Origin of the sequence: Rhizobium lusitanum, assembly GCF_014189535.1 — a bacterium.
Lineage (GTDB): Bacteria > Pseudomonadota > Alphaproteobacteria > Rhizobiales > Rhizobiaceae > Rhizobium > Rhizobium lusitanum_C.
In genome coordinates, this window is the sequence record NZ_CP050307.1 from 589,619 (window position 1) to 612,481 (window position 22,863).

Below are 22,863 nucleotides of genomic sequence, written 5' to 3' on the forward strand. Positions count from 1 at the left end.
ATGGACGCTGTGGTCGAGGTCAAGAACCTAAAAGCCTACTACAAAGCCTTCCTCTACGGCGTCGATCGCGAGGTGCGCGCCGTCGACGATATCAGCCTGACGATCGGCCGCGGGGAGATCTATGGCGTCGCAGGGGAATCGAGCAGCGGCAAGACGACGCTCATCAAGACCATTGCCGGTGCCATCCGTCCGCCGTTGAGGGTTGTCGAGGGCAGCGTCACCTTTCACTTCAACGGCGGCACGCAGGATATCTATGGCATGACTGCGGAGGCACGGGCGGCTCTGAGGTGGCGGCATCTGTCCTACATCATGCAGGGCTCGATGAACGTGCTCAATCCTGTGCGACGCATTCGCCACTCTTTCACGGATTTTGCCTTTCGCCATATGAAGGTAGACAGATCCGCCTTCTTCGAACGGGTCGCCAGCCATCTGCAGCGGCTGAAGCTCGATCCCCAGCTTCTCGATGCCTATCCCCACGAATTGTCCGGCGGCATGCGCCAGCGCATGACGATCGCACTTGCCACGATCCTGACACCGGAATTCATCATCGCCGATGAACCGACGACGGCTCTCGATGTCATCGTGCAGCGCGACGTCTTGACGATGATCCGCGAGATCCAGCGCGATATGGGCTCCTCCTTCCTGTTCGTCACCCATGACATGGGCGTCCACGCCGCCGTCTCCGACCGTATCGGCATCGTCTATGCCGGCCGCCTAGTCGAGGAGGCGCCGACCCGCAAGCTCTTCCATCTGCCGCTGCACCCCTACACGCAGCATCTGGTCGCAAGCCTTCCGCGGATCGGCGACGCAAGTTCCCGACCCTCGCTGGAGGGGCGGCCGCCCAATCTCGCCATGCCGCCGGAAGGCTGTCGTTTTCATCCGAGATGTCCGAAGCGCATGGATATTTGCAGCCGCGAGGTGCCGCCGATGGTCAATGTCGAGCCGGACCGGCGCGTGGCCTGCTTTGCAGTGACGGGAGAACGGATTTGACGGATCTGCTTTCGCTCTCGCACGTTACCAAGATCTACCGGCAGGGCGGTCTGCTCGGCGGGCGCCATATCACCGCCGTCAAGGACGTCAGCCTGACGCTGGGGCAGGAGCCGGAGATCCTGTCGATCGTCGGCGAATCCGGTTCGGGAAAGTCGACCATTGCGGCAATGATCCTCGGCCAGACGGCGCCGAGCGAAGGACGGCTGGATTTCCGGGGCAGCCCCGTCGCGGTTCACGGTAGGGTCGAGAGGCGCGCCTTTATGCGGCAGGTCCAGCCGGTGCTGCAAAACCCTTTCGAGGCTTTCAACCCGCTGAAGCGGGTGGATCGCTATCTTTTCGAGACGGCAAGGAGTTTCGCGCCCGACGGGAAGCGGCCAAGCCGAGAGGAAATCGAGCGTATGGCGGATACTGCGCTCTCGCATATCGGCCTGAGCTTGGCGGAGGTGAAGGGACGGTTTCCGCATGAGCTGTCCGGCGGGCAATTACAGCGCACGGCAATCGCCCGCGCACTCATACCGCAACCACGGCTTCTGGTCGCCGACGAGCCGGTCTCGATGGTCGACGCGTCGCTCCGGATGGCGATCGTCAATCTCTTCAGCCAGCTGAAGAAGGATCTGGGTCTGTCGATCATCTACATCACGCATGATCTGGCGACCGCCTATTACATCAGCGATCGCATCGTCATCATGAAGAAGGGTGAGATTGTCGAGCAAGGGCAGGCGCGAGCCGTTCTCGACAATCCGCAACATCCCTATTCGCAGGCGCTCAAGGAAGCGGTGCTTTCCACGACGCCAGAGATTTGATCGTTGATCCCAGGCTTTGATTCTGCATTTCCGATGCGCCTTGCTTCAGGCGCATCGGAACACGTTTTGCTATCCGGCGTTAGCTATGGGTTTCCGGGATTGCCGAGGAGTGGTGCGACGTGATCAGCCACTTTCCATGTTCGAACTTGTAGCTGAAGGTAAAGCGGGCCGGTACCTTCGTGCCGTCGGCAAGCGTGAAGGTATAGGTGCCGGTATCGATCACCTTGTCGCAGCCGATCTTGATCGTGCGGGTATCGATCTTGCCCTGCGGCTTCTTCTTCAGAAAGTCCACGAAATAGGCCCTGCGCTCTTCCTGGGTGAGGCGCGGCTTGTTGGAGAGCGTCGGCAGGAGAACCGCGTCGGGGGCGTAGTTCTCAACAACCTTGTCAGGGTCAAGCGTTGCGAGCGACGTGTTCCAGCGGTCGAAGAGGCCTTCCACCTGCTTTTCGGTGATCGGCGTGCATTCGGCGGCCATTGCCTGGCCAGCCAGGACAGTAGCGACGGCGGCGACCATGACAAACTTATACATAAGGGGGTATCTCCAATTTTGACTGTTTTCTCCGGCCTCATCGCCGGTGACCTGAAGATAAGTCTGCTCGAATGCCGAAACGATCTGCCGGTCGGCGGTGAAATGATATGCCGGATGGCGTATGTTCATCGGCTTACGGAATGTCTATCTAAGACGCCGCCGGGCATCAGGCGCCGGCTCATGCCAGAGACCAGAGACAGTGGAAAACCTAGAATCTCCCGTGAGAGAACTGCGCCGGCTCTACAGGGAGTCTGAAGCGAAGGCCGCGCGCCTGCGGCTGATCGTCGAGGCGCGAAACATCCTCGACGCAATGGACTTCGAGATCGCCGCCCGACAGGTGCTTGCCCTTGTCTGTTCCTTTTGCGGCGCATCCGCCGCGCGGATAGAGTTTCCCGATGATCAGACGACTGAGGCCATTCGATACGAACGCGGTGCGTCGCAGCCATCCCCCGGGATCAATTTTGCGGTCAACCTCGAGGGAAGCGATCCCAAGATTTCTCTGTTGCTAGCGCCCGAAATACAGGCGCTGACTCCTGACGAGGACCAGCAAACGCTGAAAATCGTTGCCGACCAGCTTCTGGCGGCTCTCAACGACAAGAGGCACCGGCAGGAGCGCGAAGCTTTCACGGAGGCGCTGCGGAGCCGGGAGGCCATGCTCGCCCATCTGGTCGGTGAGATGATCAGCGCCCAGGAAAAGGAACGCGCCCGCGTCGCCTATGATCTGCATGATGGTGTTGCCCAGAGCCTCGTCAGCCTGCTTTTCCATCTTCAGGCGGCGACGGTCGGCCAGGATATAGACGCACAAACTGCGCAGAATCTGACCAGCTGCATCGATCTTGCCCGCCGCTGCGTCGGCGATATCAGGCATGCCATCGCCGATCTCAGGCCGGCCGAGCTCGACGATCTCGGTCTTGCCGCGGCGATCCGGGCGAAGCTGGATTCGATGCGGATCGATCACGTCTCCTTCTCGGATCAGCTCGGTGAGGCACGGCTTCCGCGTGCCGTCGAGATCGTCCTTTATCGCGTTGCCCAGGAGGCGCTCGCCAATGCCGAAAAGCATGCGGCCTGCACGCATGTCCGCATTGAGCTTGCTGAAAACGCGGACGGGATCGTCACGCTGACGGTATCCGACGATGGGCGCGGCTTTGCTGCTAGTGATCATCGGCCGGAGAGGGGACATGGGGTCGGCCTGCCGGCGATGCGCGAGCGCCTGGCGCTGGTCGGCGGAACTCTGTCGATCGACAGCGCGCCTGGCGCTGGAACCCGCCTGCTGGCGGAAGTGCCGACCGATTTGAACCGGGAATCCTCTCCATGAAGACTGCATCGATCGTTATTGCCGACGACCATGATCTCGCGCGCTCGGGGATTGCCGCTGTCCTTGCGACGTCGGAGAACCTGGACATTGTCGGCCAGGCAAAGAACGGGCTGGAGGCGGTCGAACTGTGCGATCGCTTGCGCCCCGACCTTATTCTCCTCGATATCCGCATGACGCCGCTCGATGGTCTCGGAGCTGCCGCGGAAATCCGGAAAATCGCTCCGGATACCAAGATCGTCATGCTCACCATGCATGAGAGCATCGATTATCTCAGTGCGGCGATCAAGGTTGGAGCGAGCGGCTATCTCCTCAAGGATGTCAGCCGCGACGGGCTGCTGCGCACCATAGACATCGTGCTGGAAGGGCAGGCCTTTTTCGACGCGGATCTGATGCGCAAGCTGCTGGCGCGCATAGATCGTGAATCGCCGGCGGAGACGGTCATTGAGAGACTGACCAACCGGGAGCGCGAAATTCTCTGTAGTCTGACCACTGGCGAAACCAACAAGGGCATCGCGCGAGCATTGTCGATTTCGCCGGGGACGGTGAAAGTGCATGTCGAGCGCATCCTGAGCAAGCTCGGGGTCAATGATCGCACGCAGGCAGCGGTTTTGGCTATCCAGGCGGGTCTTCTGCGAAAGGATGAGCTTTGACGACCGGCGACATCACCGACAAGACGGGTCTTTCCCTTCGTTTCCTCGATCAGCCCCTTGCCCGCAAGGGAGTGATCGTGATCGCCCTTCCATTGATCTGCCTGTTGATTGCTCTTGGATCCGTGTTCCTGGCCGATCGGGAAAGCCGTCGCGCGGAAGATTATGTGCGCGTGACCTTCGCCATCCAGTCCGACATTCTGGAGCTGCATGCACTTCTGGCGGAGGGCGCCTCGGGTGTTCGCGGCTATCTGCTGACCGGTGATGCGGCGTTTCTGGCGCCCTTCGAAAAAGCCAATGCCGAACTCCCCAGCGTCTTTGCCGCCATGCGGCCGTTGATCACCGATGCCGAGCAGCGTGCGCGCCTTGACGGCATGGAGCCGCTGGTCTTCCAGAAGCTTGGCGGCCTCAACGACCTGCTGGAAAAGGGTCGTCAGAACAATCAGTCGATCAATGATGACATGCGCCGGACGCTGGTGGACAACAAGGTGGTGCTCGATGAGTTGCGCGCCCGAATTCAGCAGATGCGCGATCGTGAGGATACTCTGCTTGAAGAGCGGACGAAGCAGGCCGATGCCATCCGCGAGAGAGCCCAGTTGATCACGATCATCGGCGCGATCGTCGGTCTGGTCGGCTGCGTGGTGGCAATTATTCTGATGTCGAACGGTATCGTCCGGCGGGTCGCTTCGCTGCAAAAGACGGCTCGCCTTCTGGCAATGGGGCAGCCGGTGACATCAGAAGAAAATGCGCGCGACGAACTTGGCGTGCTTTCGCGAGCGCTTCAGGAGGCAAGCCTACTCCTGAAGGAACGAGAAAGCGCGCTTCGCGAAAGCGAGGAGCGTTTCCGGCTCCTCGTCGACGGCGTCCATGATTATGGAATTTTCGGGCTCGACCAGCAGGGGCGGGTGGTCAGCTGGAATGCGGGCGCCGAACGGATCAAGGGCTATACGGCCGACGAGATTATCGGTGAGCATTTCTCGCGATTCTATCCATCCGAGGTTCGCGATACACTGCCAAGCCAGGAGCTTGAGCGAGCGCAGGCCGATGGCCGCGTCGAAGATGAGGGGTGGCGGGTGCGCAAGGACGGCTCGCGCTTCTGGGCGAATGTTGTCGTGACCGCGCTGCACGACGAGAACGGCAATCCTCGCGGCTTTTCGAAGATCACTCGCGATATCACCGATCGCAAACGCAATGAAGAGGAGCTACTCGCGGCACGGTACAAGGCTGAGCAGGCGAGCGAAGCCAGAAGCGCCTTTCACTCGCGCTTGAGCCATGAGTTCAGGACGCCCCTCAATTCCATTCTCGGCTTTGCCCAGATTCTGGAAATGGATCTGAACGAACCAGAAACGCAGGCAAGCCTAGCTCAAATTCTGAGGGCCGGCCGGCATCTTCTCAGCCTGCTTGATGATTTGCTCGACCTGGCCCGTATCGATGCCGGGCGGATGGAACTCTATGTCGAAACGTTGGATGCCGGCGAGATTATCGGGGAGGCCGTCGACCTTGCCCGCCCGCTGGCCGCGCCTCGCAAGGTCGGCATTGTCGTCGAGATCGATCATGCTGCCGGCGCCGCTGTCACTATCGACCGTCGACGTTTCCTCCAGGTGCTTCTGAACCTTCTATCGAACGCGATAAAGTTCAATCGCGAAGGAGGAACGCTGCGTGTGTCTACCCGCCTGGTGGACGGCGATATGCTTGCCATCGACATCAGCGATACCGGCTTCGGTATCGCTCCGAACAAGAAAGAGCGGCTATTCCAGCCCTTCGAGCGTCTCGGCGCTGACAGTAACGCCACGTCGGGGACAGGATTAGGGCTCGCCTTGTCTCAGCATCTGATGCAGGCGATGGGTGGAAAGCTGGAGCTTGGTTCTACCGGCACCGAGGGCACGACGTTCACCGTCTTCGCGCCGGCAGCACCGTCATCGTCGGTCGCACCGCGTCCCGCCGCCGAGTATTCGGCTCCTCTCGCGGGCAAGCGGGAACTGGATGTCGTCCTCTGTATCGAGGACAATCCCGCCAGTCTGAACCTGATCGAAAATGTGCTGTCGCGGTATTGCAGCGCCAAAGTCATTCCCGCCATGCTGGGCGGTCTCGGATTGACGTTGGCGCGCGAGCACCAGCCGAATCTCATCCTGCTCGACATCAATCTGCCGGATATCAGTGGCCTGGAGATACTGAAAAGTCTAAGGGCTGATAGGGAGACGAGAGCCATACCGGTGATCGTCATCAGTGCCGATGCAACGGAAGCGATGCGGCAGCGCGTGCTGCAGGAGGGGGCGACGCGCTTTCTCACCAAGCCGCTCGACATAAGACAGTTTCTTCAGACGCTCGACGAGGTTATGGCACAATGAACCCGCAAATCGATATCGCCGCCGAGGCGAGCGTACTGATCATCGATGACGAAGCCGCCAATGTCGCTCTTTTGGAGCGCCTGCTGCGCCGCGAAGGCTTCAAGAAGGTGACAACGACGACCGATCCGAGGGACGCAGTCCAGCTTTTCAACGAGGTGAGCCCGGATATCGTCCTGCTCGATCTGATGATGCCCCACATTGATGGTTTCGCGCTTCTGGACGCGTTTTCCCGGCTGACGGGGCCGACGTCCTTTATTCCCATCGTCGTGCTGACGGCCGATATTTCGATCGAAACCCGGCGCAGGGCCCTTTCGCTCGGCGCCAAGGACTTCCTGGTAAAGCCGATCGATGCGGTGGAAACTCTTTTGAGAATACTCAATCTGCTCGAAACCCGCTTCCTGTTTCGAGCGCTTATCGAATTAACGGGGCAATCCCCATTCGTCCGGCGCGGTGGCGATCTCACGAGCCGTTGAGGAGGAAAGGCTACAAACGATAAAAGGCGCCGATGGTGTCGGCGCCTCGTATCTAGCCTTGAGATTCGCGGTCTCTAATCGCAGACGCGCATCCGCTCGTAATGCCAGCCGTCGTCATATTCGTTCTGAACCGGACGGCTTTCACTCCAGCATCTTGGCGGCGGGGGGAGGAGGAGCTGCGTAACCATAGCCACCGCCGCCGCCATTGACGATCGCGCCGCCGATCAGGCCGCCGATAAGTCCGGCGGCGACGCCGCCGGCGATGGCACCACCATTATGGTGATGATGACGCCGCGGAGGGCCATCGTTCCAATCGCGGTAACGACCATATTCCTGTGCCTGGGCAAAGCCGGCTGGGGCCAACACGCTGCCGGCGACCGTAGCTGCGAGCAAAACCGTGAGAATTGTCTTCTTCATCATGATCACCTCCGACGCTATGCGTCTTGAAATGCAAATCTTCGACTCGGTTAATCGAGTGTTTCCAGAATGACTCTGTACAGGTGAACATGGCGTGAATACGCCATTCACCTAAATTCGGTCGGGAGGTTGTTTGTTCCCGCGAGCTGATTATCGGCTGAAATCAGCTTGGAAATGCCTCGTTGAGTTCTGCAACCGCTTCGAGGGAAAGGGGGGGACGTCTTGCGGTCTCCCAATAGGAAGAAGAGCTTGGATGTCTCTTCCAGCTCCTCATAGGCGTAGACCGCTTCCTCCAATGTGCTTCCCGAAACGATCGGTCCATGATTGGCGAGCAGCATGGCGCGATGGTCACGGGCAGCAACGCGCACGGCTTCCGCCAAGGCTCTGTCCCCCGGCCGAAAATATTTCAGCAGCGGGAGCTTGCCGACCCGCATGACATGATAGGCGGTCAGCGGCGGCAGCACATTGTCGGTATTGTCATGGCACAGACAGGAGACGGCGACCGAATAAGTGGAATGAAGATGCACCACGGCGCGCGCGGCAGGCCGCTCCTCATAGACCGCAAGATGGAAGAAAGCCTCCTTCGAGGGTGGATCGCCCGCCAGAAGCTCGCCTGTGGGAGAAACCTTGGATATCCGGGCAGGGTCCAGAAATCCGAGGCTCGAATTGGTGGGCGTCACCAGGATCGAACCGTCTTCAAGGCGGACGGAAAGATTGCCGGCGCTGCCATGGGCAAGCTGGCGATTGTAGAGGAGCGCGCCCATGCGGGCGATCTTGTCGCGCAGTTCCGTCTCTTCGGTCATGGTGTCCCTGCCTCGATTGCTTAATGCATCATGGAAAGTGCGGCGGCAAAGAAGTCGTCGCCGCCGAAATTTCCGGATTTCAGGGCGAGCAGCATGTTCCCCTGGGTGTTTCCGACGGTTCTGAGAACGGGCACCCCCGGCGCGATTTCCGGGCCGATCAGAAAAGCGGGAATGCCGAGCCTGTCGACGGCAGCACCGGATGTCTCGCCGCCGGCCACGACCAGACGGCGGACGCCGCGAAACACCAGTTCGGCGGCGATGGCCGATGTGGCATGTTCGATGGCATGCCCGGAGGCCTCCCGGCCATAACGCGCCTGCACGCGGCCGACGGCTTGCGGATCGGCGCTTGCGGCGATTGCCACCGGCCCAGCCGATATCCGGTCGCCCGCCCAGGAGACGGCAGATGCAAGCTCATCGGGTCCGGAGAGCAATTTTTCAGGATCGAGACGCAGAACGGGCATCGAGCGCTCCGCTTGCGCAAGCTGGCGCAGCGTTGCCGTCGAGCAGCTGCCGGCGACAATGGCGGCGAGACCGCCGACGGGCCCGATCGTATCCTCGACCGATTGCGCGGACTGCGTGATTCTGCCGGAGCGTACGAGCGCTCGCGCCAGACCAAGGCCGAGGCCGGATGCCCCTGTCGACAGTGGCGCTTCCAGAGCGATGGCGCCCAGGGTTTCCAGATCGCTTTCAAACACGGCGTCGGCGATGACAGTCGTCACGCCGGTTTCTCGAAGAGCTGCAAGCCGTGCACTGACGGCGTCCGGGCCGCCGGCGACGGTCGTAAGATCAATGAGCCCGACAGTGCCGGCGGATTGCCGGGCAAGAACCCGTACGAGATTGGCGTCGTGCATCGGATTGAGCGGATGGTCCTTCAACGGGCTCTCGTTAAGCGGCACCCCGTTGACGAACAGATGGCCGGCATAGACGGTGCGGCCGGTTTCCGGGAAGGCGGGGGTGACGATGACAGGGCCGCCTGCGGCCTTGCGCAGCGCATCCGTCACCGGGCCGATATTGCCGGCGTCGGTGGAATCGAAAGTCGAGCAGATCTTGTAGAGGACATGGATCGCGCCGCGGGCGCGCAGCCATGCTTCGGCCTTGCTTGCGGCAGAAACGGCTTCTTGTGCTGCAACCGAGCGGATCTTGAGGGAGACGACGACCGCATCCACATCCGGCAGAGGCAGATCGGGATCGGGAATGCCGATCGTCTGCACCGTGCGCAGGCCGTTCTTCGTGAACGTGTTGGCGAGATCCGACGCGCCGGTGTAATCGTCGGCAATCGCTCCAAGTAAGAGTGTCATCCCTTTATCCTTTTGAACGGTGCAAACCAGCCAAGACCATCGAGCGTGTGGTTTTGCGGAATATATTCGCAGCCGATGAAGCCCTCATAGCCGAGCCGGTCGATCTCGGCGAAGAGATAGGCGTCGTTCAGCTCCTCGCTACATGGTTCCTGCCGAGAGGGAACGCTCGCGGTCTGGATATGTCCGATGATCGGCATCATCTCGCGCAAGGCAATCGCGACATCGCCATGCATGATCTGCCGATGGTAGATGTCGAACTGGAGCTTGAGATTGGGCCGGCCAAACTCCTCGATCAGCGCCCGCGCGCGATTGAAATCATTGAGGAAGTAGCCCGGCATGTTGCGCCCGTTGATCGGCTCCAGCACCAGGTCCAGCTCTTTTTCGGTAAGCCTTCCGGCGCAATATTCGACGGAGCGGCGATAGGCGCGTGTAGCGGCTTCGTCGTCGGGCTTAGCCAGCCCGGCCATCAAGTGCAGGCGCTTGACGCCGGTTGCCTCGGCATAGTCGAGCGCTTTCTCCACATTCGACTTTACTTCGTCGAAGCGATCGGGAAGGGAAGCTAGTCCGCGCTCGCCGCCGTTCCAGTCGCCGGGCGGCATGTTGAACAGGGCCTGGGTCAATCCGTTGCGCTTGAGCCGTTCCGCGATTGCTTCCGGCGCGAACTCATAGGGAAAGAGGTATTCGACGGCCGTGAAACCGGCTTCCGCTGCCGCATCGAAACGGTCGAGAAACTGCCATTCGTTGAACATCATCGTCAGGTTGGCCGCAAAGACGGGCATGCTGATTGTCTCCGTTTATCGCCTGCGCGTTTCATTGCTCATGTGTTCGGCAAAACTGTGCCAGAAAGCTGCGCATAGAGCCGGGCCAGCGAGGCGTCGTCGTCGCGTCCCATGCCCGCACCCGATGCGGCAAGATACATCTGTAGCGCGGCGGCGGCGAGCGGGGTCGGATAGCGCTCCGTGCGGGCCATGTCCTGTACGATACCGAGATCCTTGACGAAAATCTCGATGGCGCTGCGCGGCGAATAATCTCCTTCGAGAACGTGCGGCACCCGGTTTTCGAACATCCAGGAGTTCCCCGCCGAGGCGGTAATAACTTCATAGACCTTGTCGAGATCCAGCCCTTGCTTGGCTGCGAAGGTGATCGCTTCGCAGGCGGCGGCGATATGCACGCCGGCCAGAAGCTGATTGATCATCTTGAAGGCCGCGCCGGTTCCGGCGTCGTCACCCAGCTCGTAGACCTTGCCGGCCATGGCGTCGAGTGCCGGGCGTGCGGCATCGAAAGCCAACTTCGTGCCAGACGCCATGATGGTCAGCTCGCCGCTGGCAGCCTTGACCGCCCCGCCTGAGATCGGCGCATCGAGATAATGCAGGCCAAGCGCCGTGCAACGCTCCGCCAGATCGCGGGCAACGGCCGGATCCATGGTCGCCGACGAGATGAACACTGCCCCAGGTTTCATTGTGCCTGCGACATCGCCGGCGCCGAAGAGGACGTCCCTGGTCTGCGCGCCATTGACGACCACGGAGACCACGATGTCCGCGCCCTGAGCCGCCGCTGCCGGGCTCGCGGCACCGCGCCCGCCCTCGCTGACGAAACGATCGACCGCGGCGGTCGCTATGTCGTAGCCGATGACGTCGAGGCCGGCGCGCTTCATGGAGCGCGCCATGCCGAAGCCCATGGATCCGAGGCCGATCACGGCGGCGACAAGCTGGTGTTGCGAGTTTTCAGCTAGGGATGACATCTCTATATCCTTGCAATGTCCTAGGGGTGTGCGGTCCTCCGGCCGTTGGCGCCGGAGGACCTTTCATTCTATCGATTGACGCTTCTTGCCGGAACGGTCAGCACGGCAATGGATCCGATGACGAGCGCTGCCGCCAGGAAATACATGCCTGCCGAGGTGCTGCCGGTGAGGTCCTTGAGATAGCCAACCAGAAACGGGCCGAGGAAGCCAGCGAGATTGCCGACCGAGTTGATCCAGGCGATGCCCGCCGCCGCCCCGGTGCCGGCGAGAAAGGCCGTCGGCAGCGACCAGAACAACGGTGCGCAGCTGATGGCGCCTGCCGCGGCGAGCGATAGAGCAATGATCGAAAATGTCGTGCTGGTGCTGACGGTGGCGGCAATGAAGCCGACCGCGGCGATCAGGGCGGGCACGATCAGGTGCCAGCGGCGTTCGCGATGCCGGTCGGCGGAGCGGCCGAGCGCGATCATGACGACGAAGGTGCAGATATAGGGAATGGCCGAGACCAGGCCGATATTGAAGTTTCCGACAACGCCGCTCGCCTTGACGATGCTCGGCATCCAGAAGTTCAGGCCGTACTGTCCGAGGACGAAGCAGAAATAGATCAGGCACATCAACCAGACGCGGCCGTCGCGCAGGGTGCTTGCGACATCATGCGGGCTGGACGATTTCGCGCGGTCCTCGGCTTCGATGTTGGCCGTCAGAACCGACTTTTCGTCCGCTGTCAGCCATTTGGCATCGCTGATCCTGTCATCGAGATAGAAGAACACCAGCACGCCGAGCAATACGGCCGGAACGGCCTCGATCAGGAACATCCACTGCCAGCCGGAAAGGCCATGCGTTCCGTGGAAGCTATCCATGAGGAGCCCGGACAGCGGATTGCCGAAGATGGCGGATACCGGAATGGCCGACATGAAGGTCGTGATGATCTTGGCGCGGTGGCGAGCCGGGTACCATGATGTGAGATAGAAAATCAGGCCCGGGAAGAAGCCGGCTTCGGCAATGCCGAGCAGGAAGCGCAGGATATAGAAGACGGTTTCCGACGTGGTGAACATGAAGGCGGCTGACACGATGCCCCAGGTCACCATGATGCGGGCGATCCATACCCGCGCGCCGACCTTGTTCATGATGACGTTGCTCGGGACTTCAAACAGGAAGTAGCCGATGAAGAAGATGCCGGCACCGATCCCGTATGCTGCTTCCGACAGGCCGAGTTCGCTCGACATCTGCAACTTGGCAAAACCGACATTCACGCGGTCGAGATAGGCGACGATGTAGCAGAGCACCAGAAAGGGTACGATTCGCCAGAAGACCTTGCGGTACGCACGGTCCTCGACAGGATTGACGGCACGCTCGCCCGGGGCTGCGGCCTGCGCTTGAAATGTCATGATGTCCTCCTCCGAATGGAAAGCCGGGGTCCCTCCAGAACCTTTTTCCGGCCGCGCGCCTCAATATTGGCAGCGCTGCCATTTCTCGATACTGCATTTTGGCAGCGCTGCCAACAGGAATTTGGCGGCGCTGCCAAAAATCTTGTGTTAAAGGAGCGAAGGTGGAAAATAGCCATGGGAAACGCGAGCTTCTGTACCGCTGAGATGCGGGGCCGCAAATGCATCTTTCAGGGAAACATGAATATCAAGCTTCAGCCCACGGTTACGCTTTCAGAGGTTGCCGACGCGGCTGGGGTGGGGGGAAAGCACGGTCTCTCGCGTGCTTCGCAATCACGGCTCGTTTTCCAAGAAGACGCATGATCGCGTCATGGCGGCAGTCGAGCGTCTCGGCTATGTGCCCAATCGTATCGCGGGCGCGCTTGCGTCGGCGGGGTCGCGCCTCGTCGCCTTCGTCATCCCGTCGCTTTCCAATATCGTGTTTCCGGACGTGTTGCGCGGCGCGGGCGGCGTGCTGGAGGCAAGCCATTATCAATCGGTCTTCTCAGTGACCGATTACGATCCTGGCAGGGAAGAGGCGATGGTTGCGGCCATGCTCGCCTGGCGGCCGTCGGCCGTCATGCTGGCCGGTCTGGAACACAGCGAGGGAACGGCGAAAATGCTGCGCGCGAGCGGTTGCCGTGTCGTGGAACTGCTCGACCTCGATGGTACGGCGCTCGATCTCGCGGTCGGATTCTCAAACGCGGCGGCGGCGCGTGCTAGTGCGGAATTCATGCTGCGGCGCGGCTATCGTCGCATCGGTTATGTCGGCCATGATCTGGTGCGCGACACGCGCGCAGGCAAGCGTTTTGCAGCGTTCAGCAACGCGCTACAGGCCGAAGGCAAGCCGCTTGTGGGCCACGAAATTCATCCGGGTGCGTCCTCGGTGGAGGCCGGCCGGCTCGGACTCGAAAAGCTGCTCGCCCGCATACCAGACCTCGACGCCATCTATTTCTCCAACGACGATATGGCGTTGGGTGGCTATTTCCATTGCATGGCGCGTGGTATTTCCATTCCGTCGCAACTGGCCATCTTCGGCTACAACGGCCTTGATATCGCCAGGGTAACGCCGCAGCCATTGTCAACCATCCGCACTCCGCGCGTCGCGATCGGGCAGGTCGCCGCTCAACTCGTGCTCGACGACGCGCCATCGCAAACCATCGATCTTGGCTTTGAGCTAATCGAAGGCGAGACTGCCTGACGGCAAGCAGATGTCATCCGCGTCGTCCGCAAACAACCTCTGAATATCGATTGAAATCGGCACACTCTGCGCGTGCCTCGTCCTGTCGCCGTCACTGTCCGCAGGTGGACAGAAATGCGGTCGCATCCACATGCGCGGATTCTGCTCTTGTCGACACTTGACAATTCTCAAATCGCGTTGCTCAATAGCAAAATCCAGTAAACTGGACATATGTCCATAATATTGGACATTGAGAACAACCATTTGACAGGGGAACGTCATGACCGTCTCACTTCGCGCCAGCCTGCTTTCGCTGGCTACCGCCTTTCTTATTTCTGCAATGCCCGCCGCCGCCGAGCAGGCCAAAAGCAAGCTCGACGAAGTGCTTGCTCGCGGCCATCTCGTCATGGGCACCGGCAGCACCAATGCGCCGTGGCACTTCAAGAGTGCCGATGACAAGCTTCAGGGGTTTGACATCGACATGGGCCGCATCGTCGCCAAGGCACTGTTCGGCGATCCGGACAAGATCGAATTCGTCAACCAGTCTTCCGATGCGCGCATCCCGAACATCACCACCGACAAGGTTGACCTGACCTGCCAGTTCATGACGGTCACCGGTGAACGCGCGCAGCAGATCGCCTTCACCATTCCCTACTATCGCGAGGGCGTCGGGCTGATGCTGAAGGCCGATGGCAAATATGCGGATTATGCCGCGCTCAAGGCCGCCGGTTCGTCCGTCACGATCTCCGTGCTCCAGAACGTCTATGCCGAGGCGATGGTACATGCCGCCCTGCCGGATGCGATCGTCGACCAGTATGAATCGGTGGATCTGATCTATCAGGCGCTGGAATCCGGTCGCGCCGACGCGGTCGCAACCGACCAGTCGTCGCTTGCTTGGTACATGACGCAGAACCCGGGCCGCTACAAGGATGCCGGCTACGGCTGGAACCCGCAGACCTATGCCTGCGGCGTCAAGCGCGGTGACCAGGATTGGCTGAACTTCGTCAACACCGCCCTGCATGAGGCGATGACCGGCGTCGAGTTCGACTTCTACGCCAAGTCCTACAAGACCTGGTTCGGCAAGGATCTAGCCCCGCCGCAGATCGGCTTCCCGGTCGAATACAAGTAATATCGTCGAGGACGGAAGGTTGCCTTCCGTCCTTTCCTCACCCTTGATTGCAGGATTGCGCCATGGGTTATACGCTCAATTTCGCCGCCGTCTGGCGCAGCTTCGACCAGCTTCTCGAAGGTCTGCTGCTCAGCCTCGGTCTGGCTTTCATTTCCATCCTGATCGGTGTCCTGATCGGCCTGCTCGTCGCTTTCGCCCTGACGGCGAAAAGCGGCTGGGTCCGGCGGCCGGCAGCACTCTACGTGACGGTCATCCGCAATCTGCCGATCCTTGTGCTGGTCCTCTTTGCCTATTTCGCCTTGCCGCAGATGGGCTTTCGTATTGGTAAGGTCCAGAGTTTCATCGCGGTGCTGTCGATCTATTCGGGTGCCTATCTGGCCGAGGTCTTTCGTGCCGGCCTGCTGTCCATCCCGAAGGGACTATCGGAAGCGGGGCTTGCCATCGGTCTGAGGCCGATGCAAATCCGCGCCTCGATCATCGCGCCGCTGATGTTCCGCAACGTGCTGCCGTCGCTTTCATCAACGGTGATCTCGCTCTTCAAGGACACGTCTCTCGCAGCGGCGATCGCCGTGCCGGAGCTGACCTTCGAGGCGCGCAAGATCAATGTCGAAAGCTTTCGCGTCATCGAGACATGGCTCGTGACCTCCGGCCTTTATGTTTTCACCTGTGTCGTGCTGGCCGCGCTGATGCGCGTTGTCGAGCGCCGCCTTGCGGTTCCGAGGTGATATCATGACCGATTTTACCGCCTTTCTCGATCAGATCTGGATCGCGCGTCTCCCCATTCTCAAGGGGCTCGGCGTCACAGTGTCCATCTCGCTGCTTGCGATCATCATCGGCTCGCTACTTGGCGTCCTCGTCGGGCTTTGCCTCGTCTACGGCAATCCGGTGCTGCGTTTTTTTGTGCGGGTCTATACAGACTTCATCCGGGGAACGCCGGTCCTGGTTCTGGTGCTGGCCAGCTACTATGTCCTGTCAACCATCGGGATCGATCTCGGTCCATTCCAGGCCGGTGTTTTCGCACTCGCGATCTTCTGCTCGTCACATGTCGGCGAGATCGTGCGCGGCGGGTTGCAGGCGATCCCGAAGGGGCAGACCGAGGCGGCAAAGGCGATCGGGCTCACTTTCCGCCAGACCTTTGCCTATGTGCTCTGGCCGCAGGCGTTGCGCCAGTTCCTGCCGGCCTGGGTGAACACCGCGGCCGAGATGGTCAAGGCGTCGACGTTACTGTCCGTCATCGGCGTCGCCGAGTTGCTGCTGCGCATGCAGGAGATCATCTCGCGCAACTTCATGAGCCTCCAGTTCTATTTTTTCGCGGGGCTTTTGTACTTCGTCATCAATTACGGCATCGAGCGTCTCGGCAAATATGTCGAGCGCAAGACCGCCGTTCCGTCGTGAGGGCTCGATCATCATGAGCAAGATACTTCTCGAAATACAGGGGCTGCGCAAGCAATATGGCCCGGTCGAGGTGCTGAAGGGCGTCGACTGCACCATGCGGGAGGGCGAGGTCATTTCGATCATCGGCTCCTCCGGCTCGGGCAAGACGACGATGCTCCGTTGCATCAATATGCTGGAGGAGTTCCAGGGCGGGCGGATCCTGCTTGAGGGCGAGCCGATCGGCTACGATGACGCCGGTGGCGCGCGCCGGCGCAAGAGCGAAAAGGACATCGCTCGTCAGCGGGCCCTGACCGGCATGGCCTTCCAGCAATTCAATCTCTTCCCGCATATGACAGCTGCCCGCAACGTCATGCTGGGTCTCGTCAAGGTCAAGAAGATGCACCGCGACGAGGCGCGCGCGGTTGCCGAGAAGTGGCTCGATCGGGTGGGCCTGGCTTCCCGCGCCGATCATTATCCGGGCCAGCTTTCCGGCGGCCAGCAGCAGCGCGTGGCGATCGCCCGCGCCATTGCCATGACCCCGCGACTGATGCTTTTCGACGAGGTGACCTCGGCGCTCGACCCCGAACTGGTCGGCGAGGTGCTGCAGGTGATCAAGGGACTTGCGGCCGATGGCATGAGCATGCTGCTCGTCACCCATGAGATGCGCTTTGCCTACGAAGTCTCATCGCGGGTCATTTTCATGAACCAGGGCCTTATCGGCGAGGAGGGCGATCCGAAGGAGATGTTCGTCAAGCCGAAGACCGAACGACTGGCCGAATTCCTGAAGACGTCCAGCTTCAACTGAACGACAGGCGGCCTTGCGGCCGTCTGCTGAAACATAGAATCCAGAAGAAAAGAGAGAGGTCATATGACTATCAAGCGTTACGGTGCCGGCGAAACCGGAGCCGGTGGGCAGGCCCTGCCTTTTGCCCGTGCGGTCGAAGCCAATGGCTGGCTGCATGTTTCAGGCCAGGTCGCGATGGAGAAAGGCGAGATCGTCGGTGGCGGCATTATCGCGGAAACCCGCAAGGCTATCGAAAACCTGATCGCCATCCTTCACGAAGCCGGCTACGGCATCGAGGATGTGGTTCGGGTCGGCGTATGGCTTGACGATCCCCGCGACTTCTGGAGCTTCAACGGCGTCTATGCGGAGTATTTCGGCAAGAACCCGCCGGCGCGTGCTTGTGTTCAGTCCCGGATGATGGTCGATTGCAAGGTAGAAGTCGATTGCGTTGCCTATCGCGCCGATAGAGGTTGAGTTGTTCGGGCGCGACTGTCACGGTCGCGCCTATTCCCCGGAAATGGAGCATGTTTGATGGCTGAAGGCCCAGACGATATCGTATCGCGACGGACGCGCGGCCTTGATCGTGCCTTTGAAATCCTTGAGTTTCTGCGCACCAGGCGCCAGCCGATGCGACCCAACGAAATTGCGGTCGAGATCGGTGCGCCGCGCTCGTCGATCTATGAACTCGTCAATCTTCTCCTGCGCCACGGCATGCTCGATTACCAGGGTGGTGACGGCCGGGTCTTCCTTGGCCGCAAGCTCTATTTCCTCGGCACGGCCTATGCGGATCAGTTCGACCTTATGCGCGAGTCCGATACGCTTTTGACACGGCTTGCCGAGGAGACGCGCGAAACGGCGCAGATGTGCATGCTGGAAGGCAACAAATACACTGTCGCGATGATGCGCGAGGGCATCCGCCCGTTCCGCATTTCCTCGAATGTCGGCGAGCTCGTTTCAATTCCATGGACGGCATCTGGCCGTCTGCTGGTTTCCCACCTCAGCGATGCAGAAATACTCGATTTCATCCCGCCGGAAGATTTCGTCCTGCCGAGCGGCAAACAGCTCGACCCGGCCCGTTTCATCGGCGAAGTTCGCCAGGCGTCGATCGACGGCTATTTCACCTTCAACAGCGAGGTGGAAAACTTTACCCACTGCTTCGCTGCGCCGATCAAGCAGGAAGACGGGCGATGCATCGCAACGCTTTGCCTGGTGGCGCCGAAAGAGGACGGCTTGAGAAACCGGGAAAGCTATCTCGATAGCCTTCTTCGCGCCGTGAGCGAGATTTCGGAGCGGCTGGGCTTTAGTGTTTCCGATCGAGCCAACATGAGGCATGGCCGCTCGTCCTAGACGGAGGGTACCGGTCGCGAACCTACTTCGACAACATTTCTTTGCAATTCGCCTGCTCTCGGCCACTTTTCGGCAAAGGCGGCGCCGCAATTATCGTGTGAACTCTCACTTGAGACAAATGTCGAATGGAGAGAGCAATGAGCATGCAGCAAACCAAAGTGCCTGGTGCCGCAGCCGAACTGGCGCGAAAGATTGGCGTCGGCCTCTTCGTCTGCGGAGTGACGGTAGCGGGATTATATGCGGTTGCCCGCACAGAGGCAGAAGCTCCGCTGATGTCGTCGATCGATACTAATGGGCGTCGTGCTATTGAGATTGCGGAGGCCAGGACATTTGCGACGGCGAATGATCTCCAGTCGGCCATCGACGCCAGCCCGACCGTGCTGCCAACGCCGATCTTCAGACCGGATACCGCGAACAAGTCGGCGGCTGCGAAAGCCAGCACGCCGGTAAAGCGCGTTGCAGCCCATGCCAAGGTCACGAGTGTCAAAACTGTCGCCTCTTCGGATGTCACACCGTTCGACCGCTGCATGCCGCAATGCGATACGCGCGATCCGATGATCGTCGGATATTCCGAGGCCGAGCAGCCGCCGCAGGATTTGCAGGTCCAGGCGCTTTATGTGCCTGAACCGCCGGAGGATCGTTCACCCGTGCGTGGCGTGCGGTATATCCTGAGCCGCGCCGCGAAGCCCCGGCCTTCGCCATCCGGAAAGGGCGGGATGCGATTGACGGCGTGCGTCAGTTGGAGTGGTAACGTGGTTCCTTGAAGAGATCGGCGCGTCGCCCGGTGTCTGGATGACATTCAGGCAATAAGTGAAGCGGCCTGAAAGCCGCGTCACCTATTGCCCTTTCTGGTTCCAGAAAGCTCAAACGAGCTAGTCCGATGGCCTCCCGTGCTTAGCCGCGGCAATAAGCCCATTCGGATAGCGCACTCATGCCCAATCGCTGCATGAGTTCATAGGCAACCCGGCGGTTGATGGGATTGTGCAGCCGGATGACCTTGGAGCCTAGAAAATCCATCTCGGTTTGCTCGAACGGTCTGAGATGCGTGGCCTCCCTGACCGCCGTCTGATAGAAATCGTGAAACTCACGGCGGCAGACATAGGTCTTGTATTTCGTCATGCAAAAGGCTGCGAATGTATCACTGTTCCTGCGCAGGAAGTCCGAGACGCCGATGGTCACCTCGGGCCAGGCGGGATTGAAGGTGTCATCGAAAGCGATGATGCCGTGATCCGCCAAAACGTTTTTCGCCAGGCGGCTGTCGGCGACCACATGATGGAGCAGATGCCCGCCGTCGATGCTGAAGAAGCGAACTTGGCCGATCTTGTCGGTGATCTCCTGTGGGTCGAGTCTGGTGCTGTCGCCGGAGATGACGAGTTCTTCGTCAACGGGGATTCCCAGTGATTTGCCGTTGTCGAGGAAGCGTTGGTATTGCGCGTCATCCGCTTCGATATCGAAAAGGTCGATCGCGAGCACATTGGTGTCCGGCGCGCTGAGCTTTCTCAACAGGAAATAGGAGCGGCCGTAATAGACGCCGATTTCGGCAAGACCGCCGGACAGGTTCTCTTCTTTCTGTTTTCCGATCAGTGACAGGAAGACCAGGGCGTCTGGCGGATCAATGTAGCCATCGATTTTCTGCAGATCGTGAAACACAAATTTCCGAACATTCGACTTCAATATCCAAATCCTTACTGATTTTTGTCATGCATTCCGCAGATCGCCGCGCGCCATTCGGCCCGATCGGACGTGAAATGCAGATCTCTTTTCCAAAACATTTCTGAAATGTTTCCCGACATCTCCAATTGGTTACAAACCTACCGAAATTGGGGCGCGCATGCGCGAATGCGAGCGCAGTCGGCCTAGAAATCTACTTTTCTGTCGCGTTGCGTACTGCGGTTGCGCAGGTTGGACATTGTCGTCGGAGGGTTGCGACCGGCGCCACGGGCCGGTTCGGATATGAACACAGACGCGGTTATATGCTTGGTCTCAGGCATTATGAGCGCATCCCGCCTGAATGGCGGGATGCGCTATGAGCGATATTTTACGTGGGCGTGCTGGGATGCTGAGGTAGCCTATCGAGCGATGCAGACTGGAGGCATGCAAGGCTGCCTTCGAGACGGATTTCTCATATTTGCCCGATTCCGCTCAGGCCTATCACTGCACCTGCGGCCAGCACGATCAGCGGATGAATGCGGGTCATGGTTGTCGTTAACGCAACGATGACGACAATACCCGCCAGTATCCATTCCTGGGCCGATGCCTCGGTGATGACTGACGCGCTGGCGGTAACGAGGCCAGCTGTCATCGGCACGAGCCCGGCCTGCACGATGCGGCGCCAGGGACTGTCCTTGAAGCGTTCCCAGACATGCAGGGCAATCCCGGTCAGAAGCGAGGACGGTCCGAACTTGGCGAGCGACGTCACCAGCACGCCGGCGCCGCCCGCAACATGCCAGCCGACGAGCGGCACGATCATCATGTTCGGACCGGGAGCAGCTTGGGCGAGGGCGAACATCGCGCCGAACTGCTGGGCCGACATCCAGTGATGGATATCGACGACTTGGCGCTGCATCTCCGGCAGGATCGTGTTGCCGCCGCCGAAGGCGAGCAGTGAGAGCTGCGTGAAGATCACGGTCAGGGCAAGAAGCGTCGCCATCATGGTTGCAGCCTCCAGGTCAGCAGGATGCTAAGTGGGGCAAGCACCAGCATGGTCGGCAACAAGGGTAGCCGCAGAATTGCGATGGCCAGAAAACAGAGGGCGGCAATCGCGACGGCAACGGGTTTGCGGCGCAGGGGCAAGACGATCTTGATCGCCATGGACACCAGGAGGCCGGCGGCGGCTGCGGCCAGTCCGGCGAACAGATGCCGGATATGAGGATCGTCATAGAAGCGATCATAGAGCATGCCGAGCGCGATCACGATCACAGTCGGCGCGGCGATCAGCCCGAGAAGTGCGGCGAAGGCTCCGACAATGCCGCGAAACTTGAGGCCGATGGCGACGGACATGTTGATGATGTTGCCGCCCGGCAGGAATTGACACAGGCCGAGCAGATCGGTGAACTCTTCGCCGCTGAGCCAACGCCGCTCCTCGACCACCATTCGCCGAGCCAAGGGCAATACGCCGCCAAATCCGATCAAGCCGAGGAATAGGAAGCCCGTGAACAGTTCGGTCGATGTCGGCGTGTCGCGCTCGTCGATATCAGGTGAAGCAGAAATTGCCATGATTTATCCTGTCGCGTCGTCTTTGAATTCTCCCCGCAGGATAGGCCTCGCGAAAGCCAACGTCCAATATATGGATAATGACGTACCCATATGCTATACATATGCCTATGATCGAACTTCGTCATCTTCGATATGCCGTTGCTGTTGCGGACGCTGGGCATATTACCCGCGCCGCCGAGCAGCTGGGCATCCAGCAACCGCCGCTTAGCCAGCAGATCCGTGCACTGGAAACCATGATCGGCACACCACTATTTCACCGGCTGCCACGTGGAATGGCGTTGACCGCCGCCGGACAAACTCTGGTGGATAGAGCGCGCATCATTCTCGCGGACGTGGATTTGGCAGTTGAGGCCACGCAACGTTCCGCTCGGGGCGAGCAGGGCAATCTTGCCATCGGCTTCACAAGTTCGGCCGCATTCCATCCGCTGGTGTCCTCGCTGGTCCGCTCCCTCAAGCAATCGGCGCCGGACGTGTCGCTCGCTCTTGAAGAAGCGAGTACGGGCGATCTTATCGAGGCTTTGCGAGCGGAGCGGCTTGACGTCGCCTTCGTCCGTTCGCCGTTCGCCGCCTCGGCAGGTCTGGTAATCGAGCCCATCCTTGACGAGGAAATGCTGGTAGCGCTGCCGGATCAACATCCGCTGGCGACGAGGGCGGTCTCGCGGCGCAGGCACGGCATATCCTCGCGGCGCATCCCGCTTCTCGATCTGGCAAACGAAACCTTCATTCTCTACCGCCGCCCGTCAGGCCCCGGACTATACGACAGTATCATCGCAGCATGCCGCGCAGCTGGTTTCAGTCCTCGGATCGGTCAGGAGGCGCCGCGCATGCTGTCGACGCTAAGCCTCGTCGCCGCCAGCCTCGGGATTTCGATCATCCCCGAATCCATGGCGCGTCTGGAAGCAAATGGTGTCGTGTATTTACGGATTGAGAAAGCGGCAGGTCTGGTCGCGCCGCTGCATCTCGCCTACCGTAACGAACCCTCGTCAGGGGTCGTCAGGCGCTTTATCGAGAGCGTGCGACAGCATCGCTAATGTAGGCGCAATCAACT

General features: G+C 60.2%; 24 protein-coding genes and 1 pseudogene. 15 read left to right on the forward strand and 10 right to left on the reverse strand.

The features are described from left to right. Together HB780_RS05755 and HB780_RS05760 are read left to right on the forward strand one after the other, a co-directional pair. Complete coding sequence (locus tag HB780_RS05755; RefSeq protein ID WP_183689083.1) at positions 1-990, forward strand: ABC transporter ATP-binding protein; 990 nt, start codon at positions 1-3, stop codon at positions 988-990. After that, positions 987-1,793: an ABC transporter ATP-binding protein gene (locus HB780_RS05760; protein WP_183689084.1), complete on the forward strand. Its 807-nt coding sequence runs from the start codon at positions 987-989 to the stop codon at positions 1,791-1,793. The genes HB780_RS05755 and HB780_RS05760 overlap by 4 nt, the downstream gene beginning before the upstream one ends. Positions 1,794-1,872: 79 nt before the next feature. On the opposite strand, the gene HB780_RS05765 is transcribed toward HB780_RS05760, so the two are convergent. After that, on the reverse strand, positions 1,873-2,322 hold the full coding sequence (locus HB780_RS05765) for an SgcJ/EcaC family oxidoreductase (RefSeq protein ID WP_183689085.1): 450 nt from the start codon (positions 2,320-2,322) through the stop codon (positions 1,873-1,875). Positions 2,323-2,542: 220 nt separating this feature from the next. On the opposite strand from HB780_RS05765, the gene HB780_RS05770 reads away from it, so the two are divergent. From HB780_RS05770 to HB780_RS05785, 4 genes are read left to right on the forward strand one after another with little or no spacing between them, the layout of a single operon-like run. Then, positions 2,543-3,637, forward strand: coding sequence for a sensor histidine kinase (locus tag HB780_RS05770; RefSeq protein ID WP_286202977.1), 1,095 nt, complete (start codon positions 2,543-2,545; stop codon positions 3,635-3,637). After that, positions 3,634-4,287, forward strand: a complete 654-nt coding sequence (locus HB780_RS05775) for a response regulator (RefSeq protein WP_183689087.1) — start codon at positions 3,634-3,636, stop codon at positions 4,285-4,287. Before HB780_RS05770 ends, HB780_RS05775 begins: the two co-directional genes overlap by 4 nt. Then, the gene (locus HB780_RS05780) at positions 4,284-6,632 is read left to right on the forward strand and encodes a PAS domain S-box protein (protein WP_286202978.1); all 2,349 of its coding nucleotides are present in this window, start codon (positions 4,284-4,286) and stop codon (positions 6,630-6,632) included. Before HB780_RS05775 ends, HB780_RS05780 begins: the two co-directional genes overlap by 4 nt. Further along, positions 6,629-7,105, forward strand: a complete 477-nt coding sequence (locus HB780_RS05785) for a response regulator (protein WP_183689088.1) — start codon at positions 6,629-6,631, stop codon at positions 7,103-7,105. The genes HB780_RS05780 and HB780_RS05785 overlap by 4 nt, the downstream gene beginning before the upstream one ends. A gap of 141 nt (positions 7,106-7,246) precedes the next feature. Here the strand turns inward: HB780_RS05785 and HB780_RS05790 are convergent, their stop codons facing one another. The 6 genes from HB780_RS05790 to HB780_RS05815 all read right to left on the reverse strand — a co-directional run bounded on the left by HB780_RS05790 (position 7,247) and on the right by HB780_RS05815 (position 12,749). Next, the gene (locus HB780_RS05790) at positions 7,247-7,525 is read right to left on the reverse strand and encodes a hypothetical protein (RefSeq protein ID WP_286202979.1); all 279 of its coding nucleotides are present in this window, start codon (positions 7,523-7,525) and stop codon (positions 7,247-7,249) included. 104 nt (positions 7,526-7,629) lie between these two features. Beyond that, positions 7,630-8,325 carry a 3-oxo-tetronate 4-phosphate decarboxylase gene (gene otnC / locus HB780_RS05795; protein WP_435693868.1) on the reverse strand — a complete coding sequence of 232 codons (696 nt, stop codon included), beginning with the start codon at positions 8,323-8,325 and terminating at the stop codon, positions 7,630-7,632. A gap of 20 nt (positions 8,326-8,345) precedes the next feature. Beyond that, complete coding sequence (gene otnK / locus HB780_RS05800) at positions 8,346-9,623, reverse strand: 3-oxo-tetronate kinase (RefSeq protein WP_183689089.1); 1,278 nt, start codon at positions 9,621-9,623, stop codon at positions 8,346-8,348. Further along, on the reverse strand, positions 9,620-10,402 hold the full coding sequence (gene otnI, locus HB780_RS05805) for a 2-oxo-tetronate isomerase (RefSeq protein WP_183689090.1): 783 nt from the start codon (positions 10,400-10,402) through the stop codon (positions 9,620-9,622). The genes otnK and otnI overlap by 4 nt, the downstream gene beginning before the upstream one ends. A 38-nt stretch (positions 10,403-10,440) precedes the next feature. After that, positions 10,441-11,364 (reverse strand): L-threonate dehydrogenase, encoded by a 924-nt coding sequence (ltnD, locus tag HB780_RS05810; protein ID WP_183689091.1) that lies wholly within the window; start codon positions 11,362-11,364, stop codon positions 10,441-10,443. Positions 11,365-11,432: 68 nt separating this feature from the next. Continuing rightward, the gene (locus HB780_RS05815) at positions 11,433-12,749 is read right to left on the reverse strand and encodes an MFS transporter (protein ID WP_183689092.1); all 1,317 of its coding nucleotides are present in this window, start codon (positions 12,747-12,749) and stop codon (positions 11,433-11,435) included. Positions 12,750-12,986: 237 nt separating this feature from the next. Between HB780_RS05815 and HB780_RS05820 the strand changes: the two are divergent. The 8 genes and pseudogenes from HB780_RS05820 to HB780_RS05855 all read left to right on the forward strand — a co-directional run bounded on the left by HB780_RS05820 (position 12,987) and on the right by HB780_RS05855 (position 19,363). Next, positions 12,987-13,986, forward strand: a pseudogene (locus tag HB780_RS05820) (LacI family DNA-binding transcriptional regulator). A 259-nt stretch (positions 13,987-14,245) separates the two neighbouring features. Then, the gene (locus tag HB780_RS05825; RefSeq protein ID WP_183689093.1) at positions 14,246-15,094 is read left to right on the forward strand and encodes a transporter substrate-binding protein; all 849 of its coding nucleotides are present in this window, start codon (positions 14,246-14,248) and stop codon (positions 15,092-15,094) included. A gap of 62 nt (positions 15,095-15,156) precedes the next feature. Next, positions 15,157-15,819 carry an amino acid ABC transporter permease gene (locus tag HB780_RS05830; protein WP_183689094.1) on the forward strand — a complete coding sequence of 221 codons (663 nt, stop codon included), beginning with the start codon at positions 15,157-15,159 and terminating at the stop codon, positions 15,817-15,819. A 4-nt stretch (positions 15,820-15,823) separates the two neighbouring features. Beyond that, complete coding sequence (locus tag HB780_RS05835; RefSeq protein WP_183689095.1) at positions 15,824-16,489, forward strand: amino acid ABC transporter permease; 666 nt, start codon at positions 15,824-15,826, stop codon at positions 16,487-16,489. Positions 16,490-16,502: 13 nt separating this feature from the next. After that, positions 16,503-17,273: an amino acid ABC transporter ATP-binding protein gene (locus HB780_RS05840; RefSeq protein ID WP_183689096.1), complete on the forward strand. Its 771-nt coding sequence runs from the start codon at positions 16,503-16,505 to the stop codon at positions 17,271-17,273. Between the two features lie 63 nt (positions 17,274-17,336). Beyond that, entirely contained in the window at positions 17,337-17,726 is a 390-nt protein-coding gene (locus HB780_RS05845) for a RidA family protein (protein WP_007691716.1), read from the forward strand. A 57-nt stretch (positions 17,727-17,783) separates the two neighbouring features. Beyond that, entirely contained in the window at positions 17,784-18,599 is an 816-nt protein-coding gene (locus HB780_RS05850; RefSeq protein WP_183689097.1) for an IclR family transcriptional regulator, read from the forward strand. Between the two features lie 137 nt (positions 18,600-18,736). Beyond that, a complete protein-coding gene (locus HB780_RS05855) occupies positions 18,737-19,363 on the forward strand; it encodes a hypothetical protein (protein ID WP_183689098.1) in 627 nt (208 codons plus the stop codon). A gap of 130 nt (positions 19,364-19,493) precedes the next feature. Here the strand turns inward: HB780_RS05855 and HB780_RS05860 are convergent, their stop codons facing one another. The 3 genes from HB780_RS05860 to HB780_RS05870 all read right to left on the reverse strand — a co-directional run bounded on the left by HB780_RS05860 (position 19,494) and on the right by HB780_RS05870 (position 21,815). Further along, positions 19,494-20,273, reverse strand: coding sequence for a class I SAM-dependent methyltransferase (locus HB780_RS05860; protein WP_183689099.1), 780 nt, complete (start codon positions 20,271-20,273; stop codon positions 19,494-19,496). A 448-nt stretch (positions 20,274-20,721) separates the two neighbouring features. Beyond that, positions 20,722-21,252 carry a chromate transporter gene (locus HB780_RS05865; RefSeq protein WP_183689100.1) on the reverse strand — a complete coding sequence of 177 codons (531 nt, stop codon included), beginning with the start codon at positions 21,250-21,252 and terminating at the stop codon, positions 20,722-20,724. Continuing rightward, on the reverse strand, positions 21,249-21,815 hold the full coding sequence (locus HB780_RS05870) for a chromate transporter (RefSeq protein ID WP_183689101.1): 567 nt from the start codon (positions 21,813-21,815) through the stop codon (positions 21,249-21,251). The genes HB780_RS05865 and HB780_RS05870 overlap by 4 nt, the downstream gene beginning before the upstream one ends. Positions 21,816-21,922: 107 nt before the next feature. Here HB780_RS05870 and HB780_RS05875 point away from each other — a divergent pair, with 107 nt between their 5' ends. Continuing rightward, on the forward strand, positions 21,923-22,846 hold the full coding sequence (locus HB780_RS05875; RefSeq protein WP_187703250.1) for a LysR family transcriptional regulator: 924 nt from the start codon (positions 21,923-21,925) through the stop codon (positions 22,844-22,846). The last annotated feature ends 17 nt before the right edge of the window (positions 22,847-22,863 follow it).